Source organism: Synechococcus sp. MIT S9220 (genome assembly GCF_014304815.1).
Lineage (GTDB): Bacteria > Cyanobacteriota > Cyanobacteriia > PCC-6307 > Cyanobiaceae > Synechococcus_C.
In genome coordinates this window covers 261,108-277,868 of record NZ_CP047958.1, presented here as the reverse complement: position 1 = coordinate 277,868, position 16,761 = coordinate 261,108, and the positions used below count along the sequence as shown (strand labels likewise).

Sequence of the window (16,761 nt, the reverse complement as noted above, 5' to 3'; positions counted from 1 at the left end):
AAATCCAGATGGACTGCAGGCATGCCATGGCGTCGGCTCCCCTCCCTCTGAGCGCAGCTCCGATCCGTTTCGGCACCGACGGATGGCGAGGAATCCTCGGGGTGGACATCACCGTGGAGCGGTTGCTGCCGGTGGCGGCAGCGGCGGCCCAGGAACTCGCCCATCAAGCACCGGATCAGCTCAACAGCAAGACGGTGGTGATCGGCTACGACCGACGTTTCCTGGCACCGGAACTTGCGGAGGCGATCGCTTCTTCCGTACGCGGGGTTGGCTTGGAACCCCTAGTCACGAGCACTCCTGTTCCCACACCGGCATGCAGCTGGACCGTGGTGCAGCGCCGGGCACTGGGAGCCCTTGTGATCACGGCCAGCCATAACCCGCCCGAATGGTTGGGTTTAAAGATCAAAGGACCGTTCGGCGGATCCGTGGACGGCACGTTCACTGCCGCGGTGGAGCGGCGATTGGCTGCAGGCAGCATCAACGCGCCGGTTGCGGGAGAGCTGCCACGCTTTGACGCCCGCAGCGAACACCTTGAGGGGCTGCGAACCCAGCTGAATCTGGGCGCCATCAGCTCTGGGCTGAAGGCCATGGGCCTGCGGGTGATCGTGGACCCGATGCATGGCTCTGCGGCAGGTTGTGTGTCTGATTTGCTCGGAACCGATGCCGAGGGCCTCGTTTGCGAGATCCGCAGCCAGCGTGATCCTCTCTTCGGTGGCTGTCCTCCGGAACCGCTCGCTGCTCACTTGCAGGAACTGATTGCTGCGGTTCAGGCTTCCAGTCGAAACGGGCAGCCAGCAGTGGGTCTGGTCTTCGACGGTGATGGCGACCGCATCGCAGCAGTCGATGAGCACGGTTGTTTCTGCAGCACCCAGCAACTGATGCCACTGCTGATCGATCACCTCGCCGGAGCAAGGCAATTGCCTGGAACCGTGGTCAAAACCGTGAGTGGCTCCGACCTGATGCGTCTGGTGGCGGAAGACCATGGCCGGCAGGTGCTGGAGCTTCCTGTGGGCTTCAAATACATCGCAGCCGAGATGCTGGCGGGTGAGGTGCTGATCGGCGGGGAGGAGTCGGGAGGCGTTGGCTTCGGCATGCACCTGCCTGAACGCGATGCACTGTTCGCAGCCATGCTCGTGCTGGAGGCTCTCGTTCAGGGCGGCAAGCCACTGGGAGCTCGAATGCAGGCTCTGCGTCTGCGCTGCGGAGGTTCGAGTCATTACGACAGGCTTGATCTGCGCCTGGCCGATATGGAGTCCCGCCGACGCCTGGAGCATCTGCTGTCAACCCAGCCTCCGGCTGAAGTCGCAGGACAGACCGTGTCGGAAGTGATCACGACGGACGGTGTGAAACTGAGGCTTGGACCCAGCCACTGGTTGATGCTGCGCTTCTCCGGCACTGAACCCCTACTCCGGTTGTATTGCGAAGCACCCGACAGCGATCGTGTAGAGGCCGTGCTCGCCTGGGCCCGCAGCTTTGCCGAGAGCGCTTGAGCATGCAGACGCAAAGCCTGGTGATCGCCAGCGGCAACTCCGGCAAGGTGCGGGAATTCGAAGGTCTCCTCAGCGGACTACCACTGATTGTGAAAGCACAGCCTGAAGGGTTAGAGATCGAGGAAACCGGTAGCACCTTCACCGCCAACGCCCGCATCAAAGCGCTTGCCGTGGCTGCAGAGACCGGGGAGTGGGCTCTTGCAGACGACTCCGGTCTGAGCGTGGATGCTCTGGAGGGAGCTCCAGGTGTTCACTCCGCCCGCTACGCACCCAGCGATCCAGAACGGATCGCACGACTGCTGCAAGCGCTCGAATCTGAAGACAACCGCACCGCCCGCTTCTGTGCAGCCCTCTGTATGGCGGCACCGGACGGCACGGTGTTGCTCGAAGTGGAGGGCCAGTGCAAGGGTTGGATTACTCGATCACCGAGGGGTGATCAGGGCTTCGGTTACGACCCGATTTTTGAAGTTGAAGGCACACAAAAAACGTTCGCGGAAATGTCTCTGAAGGAGAAAAAAGCCCACGGTCACCGTGGTCGTGCTTTCAGCTTGCTGGAACCACGCCTGCGCCAACTGCTTTCTCAGCAGTGAAACCCGCCAATGCACGGATTGTGACGAGGTGCTGACAAACAGTTCCTGTACGGTGTGATCTGTCGCTGACGAGGTCGATGGCCATCGCCATGACCACCGGTTACAGCGCACAGACTGAAGGCGCTCTGCTTTGCATCGAAGCCGCCTCAGACTGGGCCCTGACTTGTGTTGACCAACTTGCTGCCGCTGACAGCCATGTCCTGATCGATTACGGAGCTGCCGATGGCGGCACGGCCGTGGGTCTGTGGCACCAGGTGCTGGATCGCCTGCATGCCAACCAGCCCCAGGCCCACCTCACCCTGATCGGCAATGATCTGCCCAGCAACGACAACGTTGCCCTTGCTGAAAATCTGGCACTGCAGATTCCGCGCACTCCCAAGCCCACCGTGTTGGTAAGCGCCCGCAGCTTCTATGAGCCATCGGTGGGTCCCAACACGGTGAGCTTTGGCTTTTCCGCCACCGCGATGCACTGGCTGAGCGAGTCGCCAGGACCGCTGAATACCCATACCCACGTGCTGGCATCCGGTGATGCCGATGCTCTGAAGCGTTTCACGGCGCAGGCGCTCAAAGACTGGACTTACGTTCTGGAATTGCGCAGCAAAGAGCTGAAAGTGGGTGGACGCCTGCTGACGGTGAACCTGTCTCGCGACGGAGAGGGTCGATACCTCGGCCACAACGGCGGTGAAACCCGCAACGTGCACGACCAGCTGCATCAGATCTGGAAGAGCCTTGCTGACGAAGGCGTGATCACTGAAGAGCAGTACCGCAAGGGAACGGTGCTGAACTTCTACAAGTCACCCGAGGAGTTCATGGCGCCGCTGAAAGATCAGAGCTCGGCGCCTTACCGCAATGGCCTGCGTCTGGTGGATGAGCGCACGGTGTACGTCAAGTGCCCTTACCGCCGCCGCTGGGAGGAGAACGGCGATACGGCAGCGTTCGCGGCTGGACTGATGGCCACGATCCGCAGCTGGAGCCGACACAGCTTTGCCAGCACTGCTGGAGATGCCGTGGCAGATGAGGTGTACAAGCGCCTTAAGCAACGCATCGCGGACGCCCCTTCTGAGTGGAGCCTGGATTACGTGGAGCACCACCAAATGATGGAGAAAGTGGCCTGATGACAACCACAACACGACCCGCGCCGGATGTCTCGGTGCTAGCTGAACATGTCTCCGAGCATCTGTCGGTGTTCGTGGTGGCCGAGAACACCGATGCGCGCCGCCCGGCCAACGGTGGCCTGCGTCTCCTCAATTACCCCAGCGATGAGGCCTGCATTGCTGACGGACAGAGACTTGCCGGGCTGATGACCCACAAGCACGACCTCTATGGCACCGGTTTCGCCGGCGGCAAGATCGTGGCGCGCGCCGCCGAACCGGAGGCGGTGAAGGACGAACTGATCAGCATTACCGCAGAGCTTCTGGAGTCTCTGGACGGAGCCATGATCACCGGCTGTGATCTCAATACCAGCCTGGAGGATATGGAGCGCCTGACGGAGCTCACTCCCCACGTGCTGGCAGCCGTCGGCAGTCCTGTGGATGCCAGCGCAGCAACGGCTCATGGCACCCTCGGCGCCGTTGAAGCCGTGCTCGAATCGACCCTGGCTGAAGCGAAACCCGGCCGCGCGCTGGTGCATGGCTGTGGCGCCGTCGGCGGCACCGTGGCTCGCGTGTTGGTTCAACATGGCTGGACAGTGTTCACCGTGGATCTCAGTCCAGAACGTGCAGGCTTCCCTGGTGCCACTCCTCTGCATCAGGACTGTCCCTGGTGGGAGCTGAAGCTGGATCTGCTGCTGCCCTGCTCGATCTCAGGTCTGATCAATGCTGAGATCGCCTCTGGCCTGAGGGTCAAATCTGTTGTTCCAGCAGCCAATGCTCCCTTCCAGAGCACTCAGCTCGCCGACGACCTGCGTCGGCGCGGCATCCGTGTGCTGCCGGATCCATTGGTCAATGCCGGTGCCGTGATCGCCGACTCGATCGAGCGCTTCTCACCCGACGCCTGGAAAGGTGCAGGCGCGGAGGATGTCTACGCCTTCGTGCGCAGCGAGGTGCGCCAAAGAGCCACTGACTATCTCAATCAGCGCGATCAGGGCCTCTCGGTTGGAGCAGCTCTTGTGGAAGTCACCGCCGAACGGGAGACCGATCCGATCGGCCTCAGCTTCGGAGACGTGGCATGAGCTCGGCCGCTCTTCCTTCCAAGGCCTCGGTGGTGATTGTCGGCGGCGGCATGGCTGGTCTCAGCTGTGCAGCATCCCTGGCTCGTCGAGGCATCACTGACGTGGTGCTGCTCGAGGCCAAAACCCTTGCGCACGCCAAGGCCAGCAGTTATGGCGAAACCCGGATGTTCCGGGAGATGTATTCCGATCCCGTGCTCTGTCGTCTGGCTCAGGAGGCCAACAAGCTCTGGCGTGAGGAAGAGATTTACGCAGGAGAACAGCTGCGCGAAACCCATGGGTTGCTGTTTTACGGCGAAAGCTGGGATGAGGAAACGATCGAAGGGTCGATCCCAGGGGCCCGCCGGGTGATGGACGAACAGGGCATCCCCTATGAGGCAATGAATGCCGATCAGATTTCAACCCGCTTTCCTCTAAAACCGAAAAGCGATTTCACCGGACTGTTTGAGCCCACCGCTGGGGCAGTGCGCAGCGACAAGGTTGTTGCTCACTGGATCAGCACGGCCCGTCATGCTGGCCATCAACTGGTGGAACACTGCCCGGTGGCGAACCTGGATGCCGACGGTGGTGGCGTCACTCTCGAGGATGGCCACCACATCGCCGCAGGACAGCTGGTCGTGGCCTGTGGCATCTGGAGCCAGCTGTTGCTGGCTCCGCTTGGACTCGCGCCAAAACTCGAGGTGTGGCCGATGCTCTGGGCTCATTACACCGTGGACCCTGCATTGGCGGATCGTTATCCGCAATGGTTCTGCTTCCAGAAGGAACGCGGCGATGACGGAGGCCTGTATTACGGCTTCCCGGTGCTCAGCCACACCAGCGATGGTCGGCCACGCATCAAGGCGGGAATCGACTGGGCACCCAGGGAGCTGCGTGTCGCAGAACCCAATGCCATGACCACCGAGCCACCGGCAAGGCTGGTCGAACTTCTCGATACATTCCTGTTCAACGAAGTCGAAGGCGTCCAGGAACGGGTCGAAACCGTGATCAGTCCCTACTCGATGGCCAGCGACGTCAATTTCGTGCTGGACCGTCTAGGCCCAAAGCTGAGCCTGTTTGCCGGCGGCTCAGGCCAAGCCTTCAAATTTGCGCCCCTGATCGGCGACTCGCTGGCACAACTGGCCAGCGGTGAAACTCCTGCTGTGGATCTTTCCTGCTGGAGTCATCAGCGCGAAGCCGTCAGCGCCTAAAGCCCCTCTCGCCCAGAGATCTCCCTTGCCCGACCCATCAACCCTCCAGGACGGCACGTCTGAAACCAGCGCGTGGTGGCAACGCAAGCCCCTGTGGATCGGCGCAGGCCCGCTGCTGGTCTTTCTGGTGGTCGCAGCCGTTGACCTCAAACTGGCGCAGCATTTCACCAGCTCAGGCAAAGCCATTGTGAGCAACGCTCTCGGCGGCCTCTGGCAGTGGATGGTGCTGCTGCTGTTTGTGATTGCCATCGTGCTGGCCATCAGCCCGATCGGGAGCTTGCGCCTGGGAGGAGCTGAAGCCAAACCAAGCCTGAAGTTCTTCGACTGGTGTGCTGTGCTGATTTGCACGCTGCTGGCCGGCGGAGGTGTGTTCTGGTCTGCAGCCGAACCGCTGTTCCACTTCCGGGATCCCGCGCCCTATTTCGTTGGAGTTGACGGATCGACCGCAGCTGCAGTTGATCCCTCTTTGGCCGTGAGCTTCCTGCACTGGGGATTCCTGGCCTGGGCTCTGGTGGCAACAACGGTGACGATCACACTCTCGATCCAGGAGCAACGCGGCGAACCTTTGCGCCCACGCACGCTGCTGGTTGGCATTCTTCCCAGCCGCTGGGTGGAAGGTCCCCTGGGAGACCTCGCGGATGGCCTCTACGTGGTGGCGGCCATCGCAGGAACCGTGGGACCACTGGGGTTCCTCTCTCTTCAATTGAGCAACGCCGCAGGGATGCTGCCTGCTTTCACCGACAGCGCCGGGCTCCAGTCTTTGGTGGTGGTGCTGCTCACTGCAGTGTTTGCCACGTCCACCGTGAGTGGAATCCAGCGAGGCATCAAGTGGCTGTCTGAGCTGAACGTCTGGCTGACCCTTGGTCTTGCCGCAGCTCTGCTGCTGCTGGGCCCAGGGCTTTGGCTGGTTCAGCACTTCATCAGCGCATTCGGGCTCTATCTCACCAACCTGCCGCGCATGGCTCTTGCCCCCAACAGCAGTCCAGGCAACTGGGTGAATGGCTGGACCGTGTTCTATTGGGGCTGGTTCCTCGGCTATGCACCGCTGATGGGTCTGTTCACGGCAGGGGTGAGCCGCGGCCGCACTCTGCGCGAACTGGTGCTGGCAGTGGCCATCCTCTGCCCGATCGTGACCAACATCTGGTTCACATTGCTCGGCGGTTCTGGCATGCAACTGGAACTCGCCAACCCCGGCTCCATCAGCGGCCCGCTCACAGCCAGCGGTGAATCGGGAGCACTACTGGCGATTCTCGGCCAGCTTCCCCTGTCCTGGCTCCTGATTCCGGTCGGCCTTGTGTTGGTGGTCCTGTTCATGGCCACCAGTGCCGACTCCATGAGTTATGCCGCAGCCATGGTGGTCAGTGCCAAGAGCACACCACCAGCGCTGCTGCGGTTGTTCTGGGCTCTGATGATCGGCAGCCTCACCCTGGTGTTGCTGCGTATCGGCACCAGCCTGGGCGACAACACCTCGATCAACGCTCTGCAGGCCTTCATTGTGATCACTGCCGTGCCGGTCACTCCCCTGGTTTTACTGAGTCTCTGGACGGCACCACGTCTGGCCTGGAAGGAATGGCGCCAGCGGCAGCCGGCTCAGAGCTGAAACTGATCCAGCTGGCCATCGCAACGCCAAACAGGGCAAGTGCGCCATAGATCAGCAGCACCAGCGACAGGTCTCCCTGAGGAGAGGCCTGAAGAATCAACCCAGACACGATCGTCATCAGCCCGCCCATCACTGTTCCTGAGGTGTTGACGATCGAAACGGTCATCGCCGTCTGCCCGGGAGGTGCAGACGCTTCCGCGATCGGGAAGGCCAGCACGGACGTACCGATGCCAACACCAAAGCTGAAGGCAGGAAGCATCAGAACCCCCTGCGGCAGCGAGGTCTTGATCAGCAGCAACAACGAGAGCAGCGTGATCACGGTGCCAGCTAGAAGCAGACCACCACGTTGCTGAGGGCGTCCGCCGAGAGCCCCGCTGGCCACCATCCCCACCACCAGGCCAATCGACATGATCAGGGTGAGACCTTCCATCAATGAATTGGGCCAGCCCCTCAGGCTTGAGAGCAGGCCGTACTGCGCCATCCCGAACACGAAGCCAAGCCCCCACGCGTAGAGCAAGCAGCACTGAATGAGGCGATTCACTCCTGCCCTGGTCCAGCGCTGCACACGCATGTCCTGCTCTGCCGTTGGCAACTGAGCCGGCGCGCGCCGGCGGCCTCCGAGCAGAAGCATTGGCAGGGCCACCATCAGGGCCACTGAGAGCCCCTGAAACAACACCAGATCACGCCAGCCGGAGCGACCCAGTAGCAGGGGCACCACGGCCGCCAATGCGGCGCCGACGCCCAACAGGCCATCGGTGAATCCCATCGCCAGAGCGAAGCGATCTGCTGGCAGGCTGCGTCGTGCGAGCACCGCCGATGCCGGGAACGCCACAGCACAGGCCATGCCTGTGCCGATGCGCGACAACAGCAGCCCCGGCAGGCTGTTGCTGCTGGCAAACACCAGACTGCAACAGGCAGCGGCCAATGCAGCCAGCAGCAGCCAAAGCTCGACCTTGCCCCGGTCAATCAGGCGACCAACGGGCACTTGCACCAGGCCATAGGGCAACAGAAAGCTGCCGGCCACCAGCGCCACCCCTGCCGAATCCAGACGCAGATCCGATCCCAGGGAACCCTCGAAATACTGAAAGCTGGATTCCACCCACACCAGCCAGACCACGAACAACAGGCTCGTGACCCAGAGCAGTCGATCGCTGCGTCTTGCTTCCATGCCTGACTGCCGACAGCTCAACGTCAGTGTGGGGGAATCGCGCAGTTGAGGCAGTCATCCAACGCAAGACTGAGGCTGGCTTTGGGCAGCGGCGCCGCTTCAGTCGCCACCACATCGAACTGATTCAGCGGGCATCAACCCAGCTGCCATGAAGGCCATGGGGGATTGCCAACGGCAGCTCGAACACCGCCAGCTCGCGTAGATCAGCAGCATCAAGAATCACAAGATCGGACCCTTCGCGATCACCGTTCCAGACCAGTTCCAGCACCCAGCCATCGTCTTCAGCGCTGGCACCAGGCCTGGGAACCATCAGTGGCTCACTCACAAAGCCGTGGGGAACAGCACTCCAGATCTGGCGCTCACCGCTGACCAGGTCAAGTTTCTTGACCACCTGAAGCGGATCATTGCCCTGCTCACGCGCTGCTGCCGCCATCCAGGCGAAACGGCAGGGCAACCCCTCTTTCTCGGGATTCACCATCGCGAACTCACAGCAGCGTTCGCTCAGGCGCGTGGTCTGCACCGTGGCGTTCTGCAGGTTGATGCGGCACTGCTCAAGCAGCCCCTCAGGAATCAGATCGAAGTCAACAGCGGCAAAGTCGACATCGGGACCGATCGAGGGGAAATCGCTGTAGTAGATGCTCTCCACCACCACATCTCCCTCCTGTTCCCAGGCATTGAGGTGGTGAAACACAAAGCCCTCGGGTGCATCCACAATCCGTGGGACCTCTCCAGCATGGGCGCCACTGTCCCGTGGAATCAGCCAGAACTTGGCCTGACCATCCGGCTTCGACTGCAGACACTGGGCCGCACCTTTCTGGCCGAGAACAAAAGGCAGCGGGTTGAAGTCGATCGCGTTTTGAAGAAACACCGCCCAGTTAGGAGTGATGGCGAAATCGTGCAAGAAAGCGAAGCCGTTGAAGCTGTCGCGACGGTCGTTGAGAAGGTCTCCTGCCTTGATCCCGGCGGCGGAATCATCTTCGGTGGCGAATTCCATCAAGCGGATGGTGCTGCGAGGGCCGGTATTGACCCCGAAGGTGACCATGCGCGGCCGATCGTGATGACCGGGATCGAAGCGAGGATGGGCACTGAAGGCCTCGCCTTTCTTCAAAACACCACCCAAAAGGCTGATGCCGTGGGTCTCGAGGGTGTGGGGGTCGAGTGCATGGGGTTCAGCAGCTTCCCAGAGCGCGAGCAGTTGGTCGCCAAGCTGCACAACGCCGGTATTGGCGATGTTTTTCAACCTCAGATCGAAGGCATTGGCCAGCGGACCTCCGGGTTTCTGGCTTCCGAACACGCCTCGATACAGCACCTTGCCGGCCGCTTCCTCGGCCTGCCAACCAGCGGTACGCACAAACCGATTGGTCAGCGAAACCCCCTCAGCATTGAACTGAATCGCGGTGATCATGCCGTCACCATCAAAGGGATGGTGCACGCGCTGACCGTCACGCTCCAGCAGCCCAGGGCCATTGCGGTAGAGGGTTCCCAGTAGCTCGGAGGGAACCTCGCCCCTCGCCGGCTGAAGCGCAACATCGGTGAGCTCCTGCTCCACATTGCGGAAGGCGCTTGCCCATTCGGACCGGTTGAAACGTTCAGCGGCGGTAGCGACGGTCACGGAGAACAACTGCTGTGGTCCCCATCCTCTCGTAACGGACTGTGAAGCGCGGCGAAGACTCAGTTCGCTCCAGCCTGTTCGAGCACACCCTTGCTGCTCGGAACCGCGCCAGCGCGCCGGGGGTCGATCTCTGTCGCCATGCGCAAAGCCCTTGCGAAGGCCTTGAAACAGGCTTCAACGATGTGATGGGAATTGGTTCCATCCAGCTGACGGATGTGGAGGGTGAGGCCGCTGTTATTGACCACCGCAACGAAAAATTCCTTGACGAGTTCGGTGTCGTAGCGACCAATCTTCTCTTTCGGAATCGTGAGGTTGTAGGAGAGATGGGGTCGACCGGAGCAATCGAGCACGACCTGCACCAGCGCTTCATCCAGCGGCGCGACGAAGTGGCCGAAACGCACGATGCCGCGGCGATCACCTAACGCCTGTGCCAAGGCCTGTCCGACAGCAATGCCCACATCCTCATTGGAGTGGTGATCATCGATATGGGTGTCACCCACCGCATTGATCTCCAGATCGATCAGGCCATGGCTGCTGATCTGATGGAGCATGTGATCCAGGAAGGGCACGCCGGTGCTGGCCTGGCACTTGCCACTGCCGTCCAGATCCAGGCACACCTTCACATCGGTTTCACCGGTGACTCGATGGATCTCACCCGTACGCATGCTGTTCAGCTCCGGAGGCGGCGACTTCGCTGTTCCGATCATGCCGAAACAGACGGCGCAGACCAAGGCCCATCAGCGCAGAGTCACATGCCGTTAATGCAGTAGCCGGCATCCACATAGATGGTTTGGCCGGAAATTCCGCTCGACAACTCGCTCAGCAGGAATGCAGCGGTGTTACCCACTTCCGTCTGTGTGACGGTGCGGCGCAGCGGTGCTTTCTCCTCCACGTTGTGAATCATGTCGAGAATGCCGCCAATCGCGGAGCTGGCCAGGGTGCGAATCGGTCCTGCACTGATGGCGTTCACTCGCACCTGCTTGTCAGGACCGAGCTCAGCGGAGAGGTAGCGCACGGACGCTTCCAGAGCGGCCTTGGCCACACCCATCACGTTGTAGTTGGGAATGGCTCGTTCAGCGCCTAGGTAAGTGAGCGTGACCACGCCGGCTTTCTCACTGAACAACGGCTTGGCATGACGGCAAAGGGGAGCCAGGGAATAGGCACTGATCTCGAGTGCACGAGCAAATCCTTCGGAGCTGGTGGCGCTGTAATCACCGATCAGCTCCTCTTTGCCCGCAAAAGCGAGGCAATGCACCAATCCATCGAGGACGCCCCACTTCTGCTGAATCTCTGCAAAAACGGATTCCATCTGATCGGAATCCTGAACATTCAGAGGCAGAAACAAGGAGGGTTCAAGCGGCGCAGTGAGCTCACGCACCTTGGTCTCAAAACGACCTTTGTCGTCGGGCAGATAGGTGATGCCCAGTTCGGCACCCGCCGCTTTGAGCTGCTGCGCGATGCCCCAGGCAATCGATCGATTATTGGCGATGCCGGTAACGAGGATCTTCTTGCCCGTGAGATCGAGAAGCATCGGACCGGTCTTCGCTGAACTGTTTGGGGGGATTCTCCACCATCCCCGACCCGAACTTCCAGGAATGGTCGCGTTTGAGCCATTGGATCGACAGGATGACACCCTGAAATCCATCGTCCGGTGCCCCCGCAACCCAGCCCAACTTCTCTGTCATGGTCTGAACAGCCAGGGGATCTTCCCAGAGACCTTGTGGACCGCAGAGCCCTCGATCGCCTGCTGGCTGAACAGTTTCCAGAAGCTGACGGCAGGCTCAGCCCGCTGCGCGGAGGTCGAGACGCCGCAGAGACAACACTGAGTCGAATCGACCCGCGGCGTTACACCAAAAGCCGCAATCACCTCAAAGGCGCGGTGACTGGCTTATCCCCTTACATCCGCCACGGTGTGCTCAGCCTTGCGGAAGTGCGTGACGCCGTATTCCAGCGCATTCGCAACCGCGACGAGGGAAGCAAGTTGATCAATGAGCTGGGATGGCGCGATTTCTGGCAGCGGATGTGGCGCGACCTCGGCGATGGCATCCACGACAGCCAGGAAGAGCTGAAAACCGGACATGATCCTGGCTCCTACGCCCGAGAGCTCCCTGAGGACATCCGCAATGGAACAACAGGTCTGGCCTGCATGGACGGATTCCAGAGCGAGCTCATCACCCGTGGCTGGCTGCACAATCACGCCCGCATGTGGATGGCGGCTTACGTGGTGCATTGGCGCAAAGTGCACTGGAAGGCTGGCGCAGACTGGTTTCTGGAGCATCTTCTTGATGGAGACCCTTCCAGCAACCATCTGAGTTGGCAATGGGTGGCCAGCAGCTTCAGCCACAAGCCCTACTTCTTCAACAAAGGCAATCTTGAGCGGTTTAGCGATGGCCAGTTCTGCAGGAGCTGCTCCAGCAGCGAACGCTGTCCATTTGAGGGCAGTTATGAGCAGCTGGAAGATCAGCTGTTCGCAAGCCAAGGCGCCATTCGTGATGTTCCCGCCAGACGCAACCGCAACCAGCAGCAACGCTCAGGACGACAACAGGGGCTGAATCGAAGCGGTCATGCGGCCATGGCCCGACCCAAGCGATAAACCATGCCTCTTCAACGACCCGTCATCTGGGTGCACGAGGAAGCCCTCGGTACCAGCAACCCGGCGCTGCTGGAGCAGCCGGACAGCCCAGGCGTCTTTGTCTTTGACACTGAATGGATCCAGGAAGCCTGCATCAGCCGCAAACGACTTGGCTTTTTGTACGAAAGCGCCCTGGATCTACCCATCACCCTGCGCAAGGGCGTTGTGGTCAAAGAAGTGATCGCCTTCGCCAAGCGTCACAACGCCGATGGCATCTTGAGCAGCCTCCCCGTCGACCCTCGCCTGGAACGCATCGCTGCAGCAATCGAAGAGCACTACTCAGTGGAACTGCTTGAACCAGAGCCGTTCGTAACCATGCCGCGACCACCACGGCTTGGACGTTTCAGTCGCTATTGGCGCGAGGCTGAACCGGTGGTCTGGGAAGGCTTCTGAACGTCACCAAGGAGTTCCTTCTCAAGCCGCTTTTCTTCGGCGGGATCCCTCAGTAGATCGCGCCGCTCATAAGCCGGCAGCTCAACAGGCCTCAACTCCGATGCATCGTTGGGCGGAGGCGTCCAGCGCCAGCGGGCTTCTGGAGCACGCTGCTGACAGAGAGCTTTTAACTGCGTCTGCAGAGCGCGGCGCACATCGCTGCGACGCACAGCAGCGAAAAATTCCTCCCGCGGCACTAGCCCTGCACTGAAAGGCGCTGTGCCGTTGCCGTTGAACAGACGTGCAGCATCGGGAAACCAACGCGGCGAGCATTCCGCTGGATCGTCCGTGTCGGTTTCCAGAAAGAAATGAAGACCAAAGCCGTCGGGCTGACTCACAACCGCCAGGCCGTCATGGGGCATCTGCCGCGGCAGCGGAAATACTTTCCAGCTGGGCCTCTGTGGTCCCGAACAGGCCGTCAGCACCAGAACTAGCGTGACACCTGAGATCCGACCTGCCTTGGCACGCCTGAGCACGCGTTCTTTGCACCGGAGGGACGGAGTCTGAACCAGGATGAAAGCTGACGCACCATTTGTTGCTCGTTCGCCATGGCTCTCACTCCCTCGACCATGCTGCCCCTTGGCGAGGTGCTGCCTGCCTTCCAGTTGCCCGTGGTGAGCGGAAGCTTGAGGAATGGCACTGACGCAGCCACTCTCAGCGACAGCGAGCTGCCCGCACAACCGCTGCTGGTGATGCTGATCTGTGCTCACTGCCCGTTTGTGAAGCATGTGGAGCCCGAGCTGAGCAGGATCGCCGAGGACTACGGCCCAGCCTTGACCCTGCTGGCCGTCTCCAGTAACAGCCTCACCACCCATCCACAGGATGGTCCCGAAGGCTTACGTCATCAGGCAAAACAGCAGCAGTGGCGTTTTCCCTATCTGCTCGATGAGCAGCAGAACCTGGCCAAAGCCCTCAAGGGCGCTTGCACGCCGGAGTTCTATCTGTTCAGCCCCGATGAGGCAGGCCTTCAGACCTTGCACTATCGGGGCCAGCTCGACGGCAGCCGCCCAGGAAACGAGGTGCCATTGGATGGCCGCGATCTGCGCAGGGCAGTGGAAGCGGTCCTCAATGGCCAGCCTGTCAACCAAGACCAGCAACCATCGGTTGGCTGCAACATCAAGTGGCATCCCGGACAAGAGCCACCGTGGTTCGGGGCACCGGCTTAAGGTGCCATCCATGCAGGTGCCTCCCTTCAGCCTCAGTCAGCAGCTCGCCGACCTGGGGCCGGAACTCGATGAAGCCGCGCTGCGTGTGTTGCGCAGCGGGCAGTACATCGGTGGCACTGAAATCCAATCGTTTGAAACGGCCTTCGCGGCAGTGGTCGGCACTGCCCACACTGTTGGCTGCAACAGCGGCACCGATGCCCTGATCCTGGCCCTGAGAGCCCTTGGCATCGGAGCCGGTGATGAGGTGATCACAGCCTCCTTCAGCTTCTTTGCCACAGCAGAAGCGATCAGCGCTGTGGGTGCGACGCCGGTGTTTGTGGATGTGGATCCACGCACTTACCTGATCGATCTCAATCAAATCACTGCTGCGATCACGCCCTCAACCAAAGCCCTGATCCCCGTGCATTTGTTTGGGCGGCCTGTCGACATGACGCGGTTGATGGCAATCGCCAACGATCACAACCTTGTCGTTGTTGAAGATTGTGCTCAAGCCACCGGGGCGAGTTGGAATGGACGACCCGTCGGCAGCTGGGGCGACATTGGCTGCTTCAGCTTTTTCCCCACCAAAAACCTGGGCGCAGCGGGTGATGCCGGAGCTGTGACCTGCCACGACGCAGCTCTTGCTCAGCGCATGCGCGAGCTGGCGGTGCACGGCATGCCCCGCCGCTACCTGCACACGGAGCTCGGTTACAACAGCCGACTGGATGCCATGCAGGCCGCAGTGCTCAACGTGAAACTGCCCCGGCTGACCCAATGGGTAGAACGCCGCCGGCAGATCGCCCAGCGCTACCGCGAAGCGCTGCAAGATGTGCCAGGCCTGCTCATCCCCGATTCATCCGCTGGCAACGGCCATGGCTGGAATCAGTTTGTGGTGCGTGTCACGGTTTGCCCGGCTGACATCTCCTCCAACCCCAACCATCCCCCCAGTGAGTTCGGATTACCCAGCAGTCATTGCCGCGATTGGTTGAAACAGAGCCTGCAAGAGAAGGGCGTGAGCACGATCATCTACTACCCCATTCCCATCCATTGCCAACCGGCTTACGCCGATCAACATCAAGACACCCGTCTGCCGGTGACCGAACAGCTCTGTAGCGAAGTGCTGAGTTTGCCGATCTTCCCGGAGCTCTCCAGCGAACAGCAGGAACAGGTGATTTCCGTGCTTCGCTCGCTGCTCATCCAAACCGCTCCTCTGGATTCGCAAACCTGCAGCGTTGCGGCCTGAACTCAGGAACGGATGGTGGCGTACAGCTGCTTGAAGTGGGCCTGCTGTTTCTTGTGATCAATCAGGAGCGCCGGGTATCCGCGTCGCTCCAGTGCACCGATCTCACCACTGAGCAGATCCTTGGTGTTCACATGGCGCAGCTCAGGTAACCAATGACGGATGTAGTCAGCTTCAGCGTCAAACTTTGATGCCTGCGTCGCGGGATTGAAAATTCGCAAGGGCTTTGGATCCATCCCACTGCTGGCACTCCACTGCCAACCGCCATTGTTGGCCGCAAGATCGCCGTCCACCTCCAGCTCCATGAAGGCTCGCTCGCCCCAGCGCCAGTCGCAGATCAGGTCTTTGACCAGAAAAGAAGCAACGATCATGCGACAGCGGTTGTGCATCCATCCGCTCTGGTTGAGCTGACGCATCGCTGCGTCGATGATCGGCATCCCTGTTTGGCCCTCTCTCCAGAATCCAAACCACTCTTCGCTGTTCTCCCAGGGGAAGCGTCGCCATTGCTCGCGGTAAGGACCATCCGCCAATTCGGGGAAATGGAACAAGGCCTGCTGGTAAAACTCACGCCAGCCCAGCTCCTGCTCCCAGACCGTGATCGCATGTTGCTGTTCATCACTGCGCACGATCTCCTTGGCGCTCTGGGCAGCACACCATGCCTGCCTGGGACTGATCGTGCCGACACTCAAAGCCGCACTTAAGAATGAGGTCCCCTGCTGCCCAGGAAAATTACGGTCAGGCTCGTAGCCAAGCAGAGGACCGTCAGCAAACGTTGCCAACTGATCCGCTGCTGCGATTTCTCCAGGGCGACAAGGACACAAGTCGGTGCCAGCGAAGCCATGGCTGCTGCGCAAACGCTCAAGCTCGGACTGTCCCTGGGAACAAAGCCGACCAAGATCTCCTTCTGCAGAGCTGATCTGCTGAAGCTGGGACTGGTTTAAATCCTGCAGGCCTTCTGGAGCTGGTGTGGTGCGTGGGCCGAGCCGTTCGACCTGACCACGCCAATTGCGCAGAAAAGGTCCATACACGCGGTAAGGGTCACCTCCGCCGGTTTTGAGAGACTCCGGCGCCACCAGCAGCTGGTCCCAGTCGACCAGCAGCTTGCGCCCATCGGCCTGCAGAGCCTTGGCCACCTGACGGTCGCGCTCGCGGGCATAGGGCTCTACATCGCGACTCCAAACCATGGTGGGTGCGTCCAGGAGGGCCGCCAACTGCGGCAGCAGCACAACCGGATCACCAGCCAGCACCAACAGGCGACTCCCGGCCTGACGCCAGCGCTGTTGCAGTTCAACCAGGCTTTCCACCAGAAACCACAACCGAGCGGGTGCCATCGGCGGCAGCTGGGGTGGTGGCGTGATCAGATCCGGATCGAGCACATAAACGCCCGTAACAGCCTGGCCCAGTGCCACGGCCGCCTGAAGACCTGAATTGTCCGCCAAACGCAGATCGCGGCGGTGCCAGAACAGCGTGCGAGGGGTACTCATCAGTGGTCGCGAAT

At 60.9% G+C, this 16,761-nt stretch carries 16 protein-coding genes; 10 read left to right on the top strand and 6 right to left on the bottom strand.

The features are described 5' to 3' along the window. Window positions 1-26 precede the first annotated feature (26 nt). The 6 genes from SynMITS9220_RS01280 to SynMITS9220_RS01255 all read left to right on the top strand — a co-directional run bounded on the left by SynMITS9220_RS01280 (window position 27) and on the right by SynMITS9220_RS01255 (window position 7,034). A complete protein-coding gene (locus SynMITS9220_RS01280) occupies window positions 27-1,490 on the top strand; it encodes a phosphoglucomutase/phosphomannomutase family protein (protein ID WP_186990226.1) in 1,464 nt (487 codons plus the stop codon). 2 nt (window positions 1,491-1,492) lie between these two features. Then, a complete protein-coding gene (gene rdgB / locus SynMITS9220_RS01275; protein WP_186990224.1) occupies window positions 1,493-2,080 on the top strand; it encodes an RdgB/HAM1 family non-canonical purine NTP pyrophosphatase in 588 nt (195 codons plus the stop codon). 77 nt (window positions 2,081-2,157) lie between these two features. Next, window positions 2,158-3,195 carry an SAM-dependent methyltransferase gene (locus SynMITS9220_RS01270; RefSeq protein WP_186990221.1) on the top strand — a complete coding sequence of 346 codons (1,038 nt, stop codon included), beginning with the start codon at window positions 2,158-2,160 and terminating at the stop codon, window positions 3,193-3,195. Continuing rightward, the gene (locus SynMITS9220_RS01265; RefSeq protein ID WP_186990219.1) at window positions 3,195-4,250 is read left to right on the top strand and encodes a Glu/Leu/Phe/Val dehydrogenase dimerization domain-containing protein; all 1,056 of its coding nucleotides are present in this window, start codon (window positions 3,195-3,197) and stop codon (window positions 4,248-4,250) included. The genes SynMITS9220_RS01270 and SynMITS9220_RS01265 overlap by 1 nt, the downstream gene beginning before the upstream one ends. Then, window positions 4,247-5,434 (top strand): FAD-dependent oxidoreductase, encoded by a 1,188-nt coding sequence (locus tag SynMITS9220_RS01260; RefSeq protein WP_186990217.1) that lies wholly within the window; start codon window positions 4,247-4,249, stop codon window positions 5,432-5,434. Before SynMITS9220_RS01265 ends, SynMITS9220_RS01260 begins: the two co-directional genes overlap by 4 nt. A 25-nt stretch (window positions 5,435-5,459) precedes the next feature. Beyond that, complete coding sequence (locus SynMITS9220_RS01255) at window positions 5,460-7,034, top strand: BCCT family transporter (protein ID WP_255483172.1); 1,575 nt, start codon at window positions 5,460-5,462, stop codon at window positions 7,032-7,034. Here the strand turns inward: SynMITS9220_RS01255 and SynMITS9220_RS01250 are convergent. From SynMITS9220_RS01250 to fabI, 4 genes are all read right to left on the bottom strand, one after another. Then, a complete protein-coding gene (locus tag SynMITS9220_RS01250) occupies window positions 6,949-8,202 on the bottom strand; it encodes an MFS transporter (protein ID WP_186990215.1) in 1,254 nt (417 codons plus the stop codon). The two genes, SynMITS9220_RS01255 and SynMITS9220_RS01250, sit on opposite strands and share 86 nt — an antisense overlap. A 124-nt stretch (window positions 8,203-8,326) precedes the next feature. After that, window positions 8,327-9,814, bottom strand: a complete 1,488-nt coding sequence (locus SynMITS9220_RS01245) for a carotenoid oxygenase family protein (protein ID WP_186990213.1) — start codon at window positions 9,812-9,814, stop codon at window positions 8,327-8,329. A 59-nt stretch (window positions 9,815-9,873) separates the two neighbouring features. Next, window positions 9,874-10,479, bottom strand: a complete 606-nt coding sequence (gene hisB / locus SynMITS9220_RS01240) for an imidazoleglycerol-phosphate dehydratase HisB (RefSeq protein WP_115126944.1) — start codon at window positions 10,477-10,479, stop codon at window positions 9,874-9,876. Between the two features lie 83 nt (window positions 10,480-10,562). Then, a complete protein-coding gene (gene fabI, locus SynMITS9220_RS01235; protein WP_186990211.1) occupies window positions 10,563-11,345 on the bottom strand; it encodes an enoyl-ACP reductase FabI in 783 nt (260 codons plus the stop codon). Window positions 11,346-11,465: 120 nt separating this feature from the next. Between fabI and SynMITS9220_RS01230 the strand changes: the two genes are divergently transcribed. Both SynMITS9220_RS01230 and SynMITS9220_RS01225 read left to right on the top strand, forming a co-directional pair. Further along, the gene (locus SynMITS9220_RS01230) at window positions 11,466-12,407 is read left to right on the top strand and encodes an FAD-binding domain-containing protein (protein WP_186990209.1); all 942 of its coding nucleotides are present in this window, start codon (window positions 11,466-11,468) and stop codon (window positions 12,405-12,407) included. A gap of 3 nt (window positions 12,408-12,410) precedes the next feature. Beyond that, window positions 12,411-12,839: a hypothetical protein gene (locus tag SynMITS9220_RS01225; RefSeq protein WP_186990207.1), complete on the top strand. Its 429-nt coding sequence runs from the start codon at window positions 12,411-12,413 to the stop codon at window positions 12,837-12,839. Here the strand turns inward: SynMITS9220_RS01225 and SynMITS9220_RS01220 are convergent. After that, complete coding sequence (locus SynMITS9220_RS01220; RefSeq protein WP_255483171.1) at window positions 12,797-13,354, bottom strand: hypothetical protein; 558 nt, start codon at window positions 13,352-13,354, stop codon at window positions 12,797-12,799. The genes SynMITS9220_RS01225 and SynMITS9220_RS01220 overlap by 43 nt on opposite strands. Window positions 13,355-13,426: 72 nt before the next feature. Here SynMITS9220_RS01220 and SynMITS9220_RS01215 point away from each other — a divergent pair, with 72 nt between their 5' ends. Together SynMITS9220_RS01215 and SynMITS9220_RS01210 are read left to right on the top strand one after the other, a co-directional pair. Next, entirely contained in the window at window positions 13,427-14,044 is a 618-nt protein-coding gene (locus tag SynMITS9220_RS01215) for a thioredoxin family protein (protein WP_186990205.1), read from the top strand. Between the two features lie 10 nt (window positions 14,045-14,054). Continuing rightward, window positions 14,055-15,266 carry a DegT/DnrJ/EryC1/StrS aminotransferase family protein gene (locus SynMITS9220_RS01210; RefSeq protein ID WP_186990204.1) on the top strand — a complete coding sequence of 404 codons (1,212 nt, stop codon included), beginning with the start codon at window positions 14,055-14,057 and terminating at the stop codon, window positions 15,264-15,266. Window positions 15,267-15,268: 2 nt separating this feature from the next. Here the strand turns inward: SynMITS9220_RS01210 and SynMITS9220_RS01205 are convergent, their stop codons facing one another. Continuing rightward, window positions 15,269-16,747, bottom strand: coding sequence for an FAD-binding domain-containing protein (locus SynMITS9220_RS01205; protein WP_186990202.1), 1,479 nt, complete (start codon window positions 16,745-16,747; stop codon window positions 15,269-15,271). Window positions 16,748-16,761: the final 14 nt, after the last annotated feature.

Bases quoted from the DNA above. Each gene is read 5' to 3' on its own strand.
- SynMITS9220_RS01215 (WP_186990205.1), top strand. From the start codon at position 13,427: ATGGCTCTCACTCCCTCGACCATGCTGCCCCTTGGCGAGGTGCTGCCT.
- SynMITS9220_RS01225 (WP_186990207.1), top strand. From the start codon at position 12,411: ATGCCTCTTCAACGACCCGTCATCTGGGTGCACGAGGAAGCCCTCGGT.
- SynMITS9220_RS01260 (WP_186990217.1), top strand. From the start codon at position 4,247: ATGAGCTCGGCCGCTCTTCCTTCCAAGGCCTCGGTGGTGATTGTCGGC.
- SynMITS9220_RS01210 (WP_186990204.1), top strand. From the start codon at position 14,055: ATGCAGGTGCCTCCCTTCAGCCTCAGTCAGCAGCTCGCCGACCTGGGG.
- rdgB (WP_186990224.1), top strand. From the start codon at position 1,493: ATGCAGACGCAAAGCCTGGTGATCGCCAGCGGCAACTCCGGCAAGGTG.
- SynMITS9220_RS01205 (WP_186990202.1), bottom strand. From the start codon at position 16,747: ATGAGTACCCCTCGCACGCTGTTCTGGCACCGCCGCGATCTGCGTTTG.
- SynMITS9220_RS01250 (WP_186990215.1), bottom strand. From the start codon at position 8,202: ATGGAAGCAAGACGCAGCGATCGACTGCTCTGGGTCACGAGCCTGTTG.
- SynMITS9220_RS01270 (WP_186990221.1), top strand. From the start codon at position 2,158: ATGGCCATCGCCATGACCACCGGTTACAGCGCACAGACTGAAGGCGCT.
- hisB (WP_115126944.1), bottom strand. From the start codon at position 10,479: ATGCGTACGGGTGAGATCCATCGAGTCACCGGTGAAACCGATGTGAAG.
- SynMITS9220_RS01280 (WP_186990226.1), top strand. From the start codon at position 27: ATGGCGTCGGCTCCCCTCCCTCTGAGCGCAGCTCCGATCCGTTTCGGC.
- SynMITS9220_RS01265 (WP_186990219.1), top strand. From the start codon at position 3,195: ATGACAACCACAACACGACCCGCGCCGGATGTCTCGGTGCTAGCTGAA.
- fabI (WP_186990211.1), bottom strand. From the start codon at position 11,345: ATGCTTCTCGATCTCACGGGCAAGAAGATCCTCGTTACCGGCATCGCC.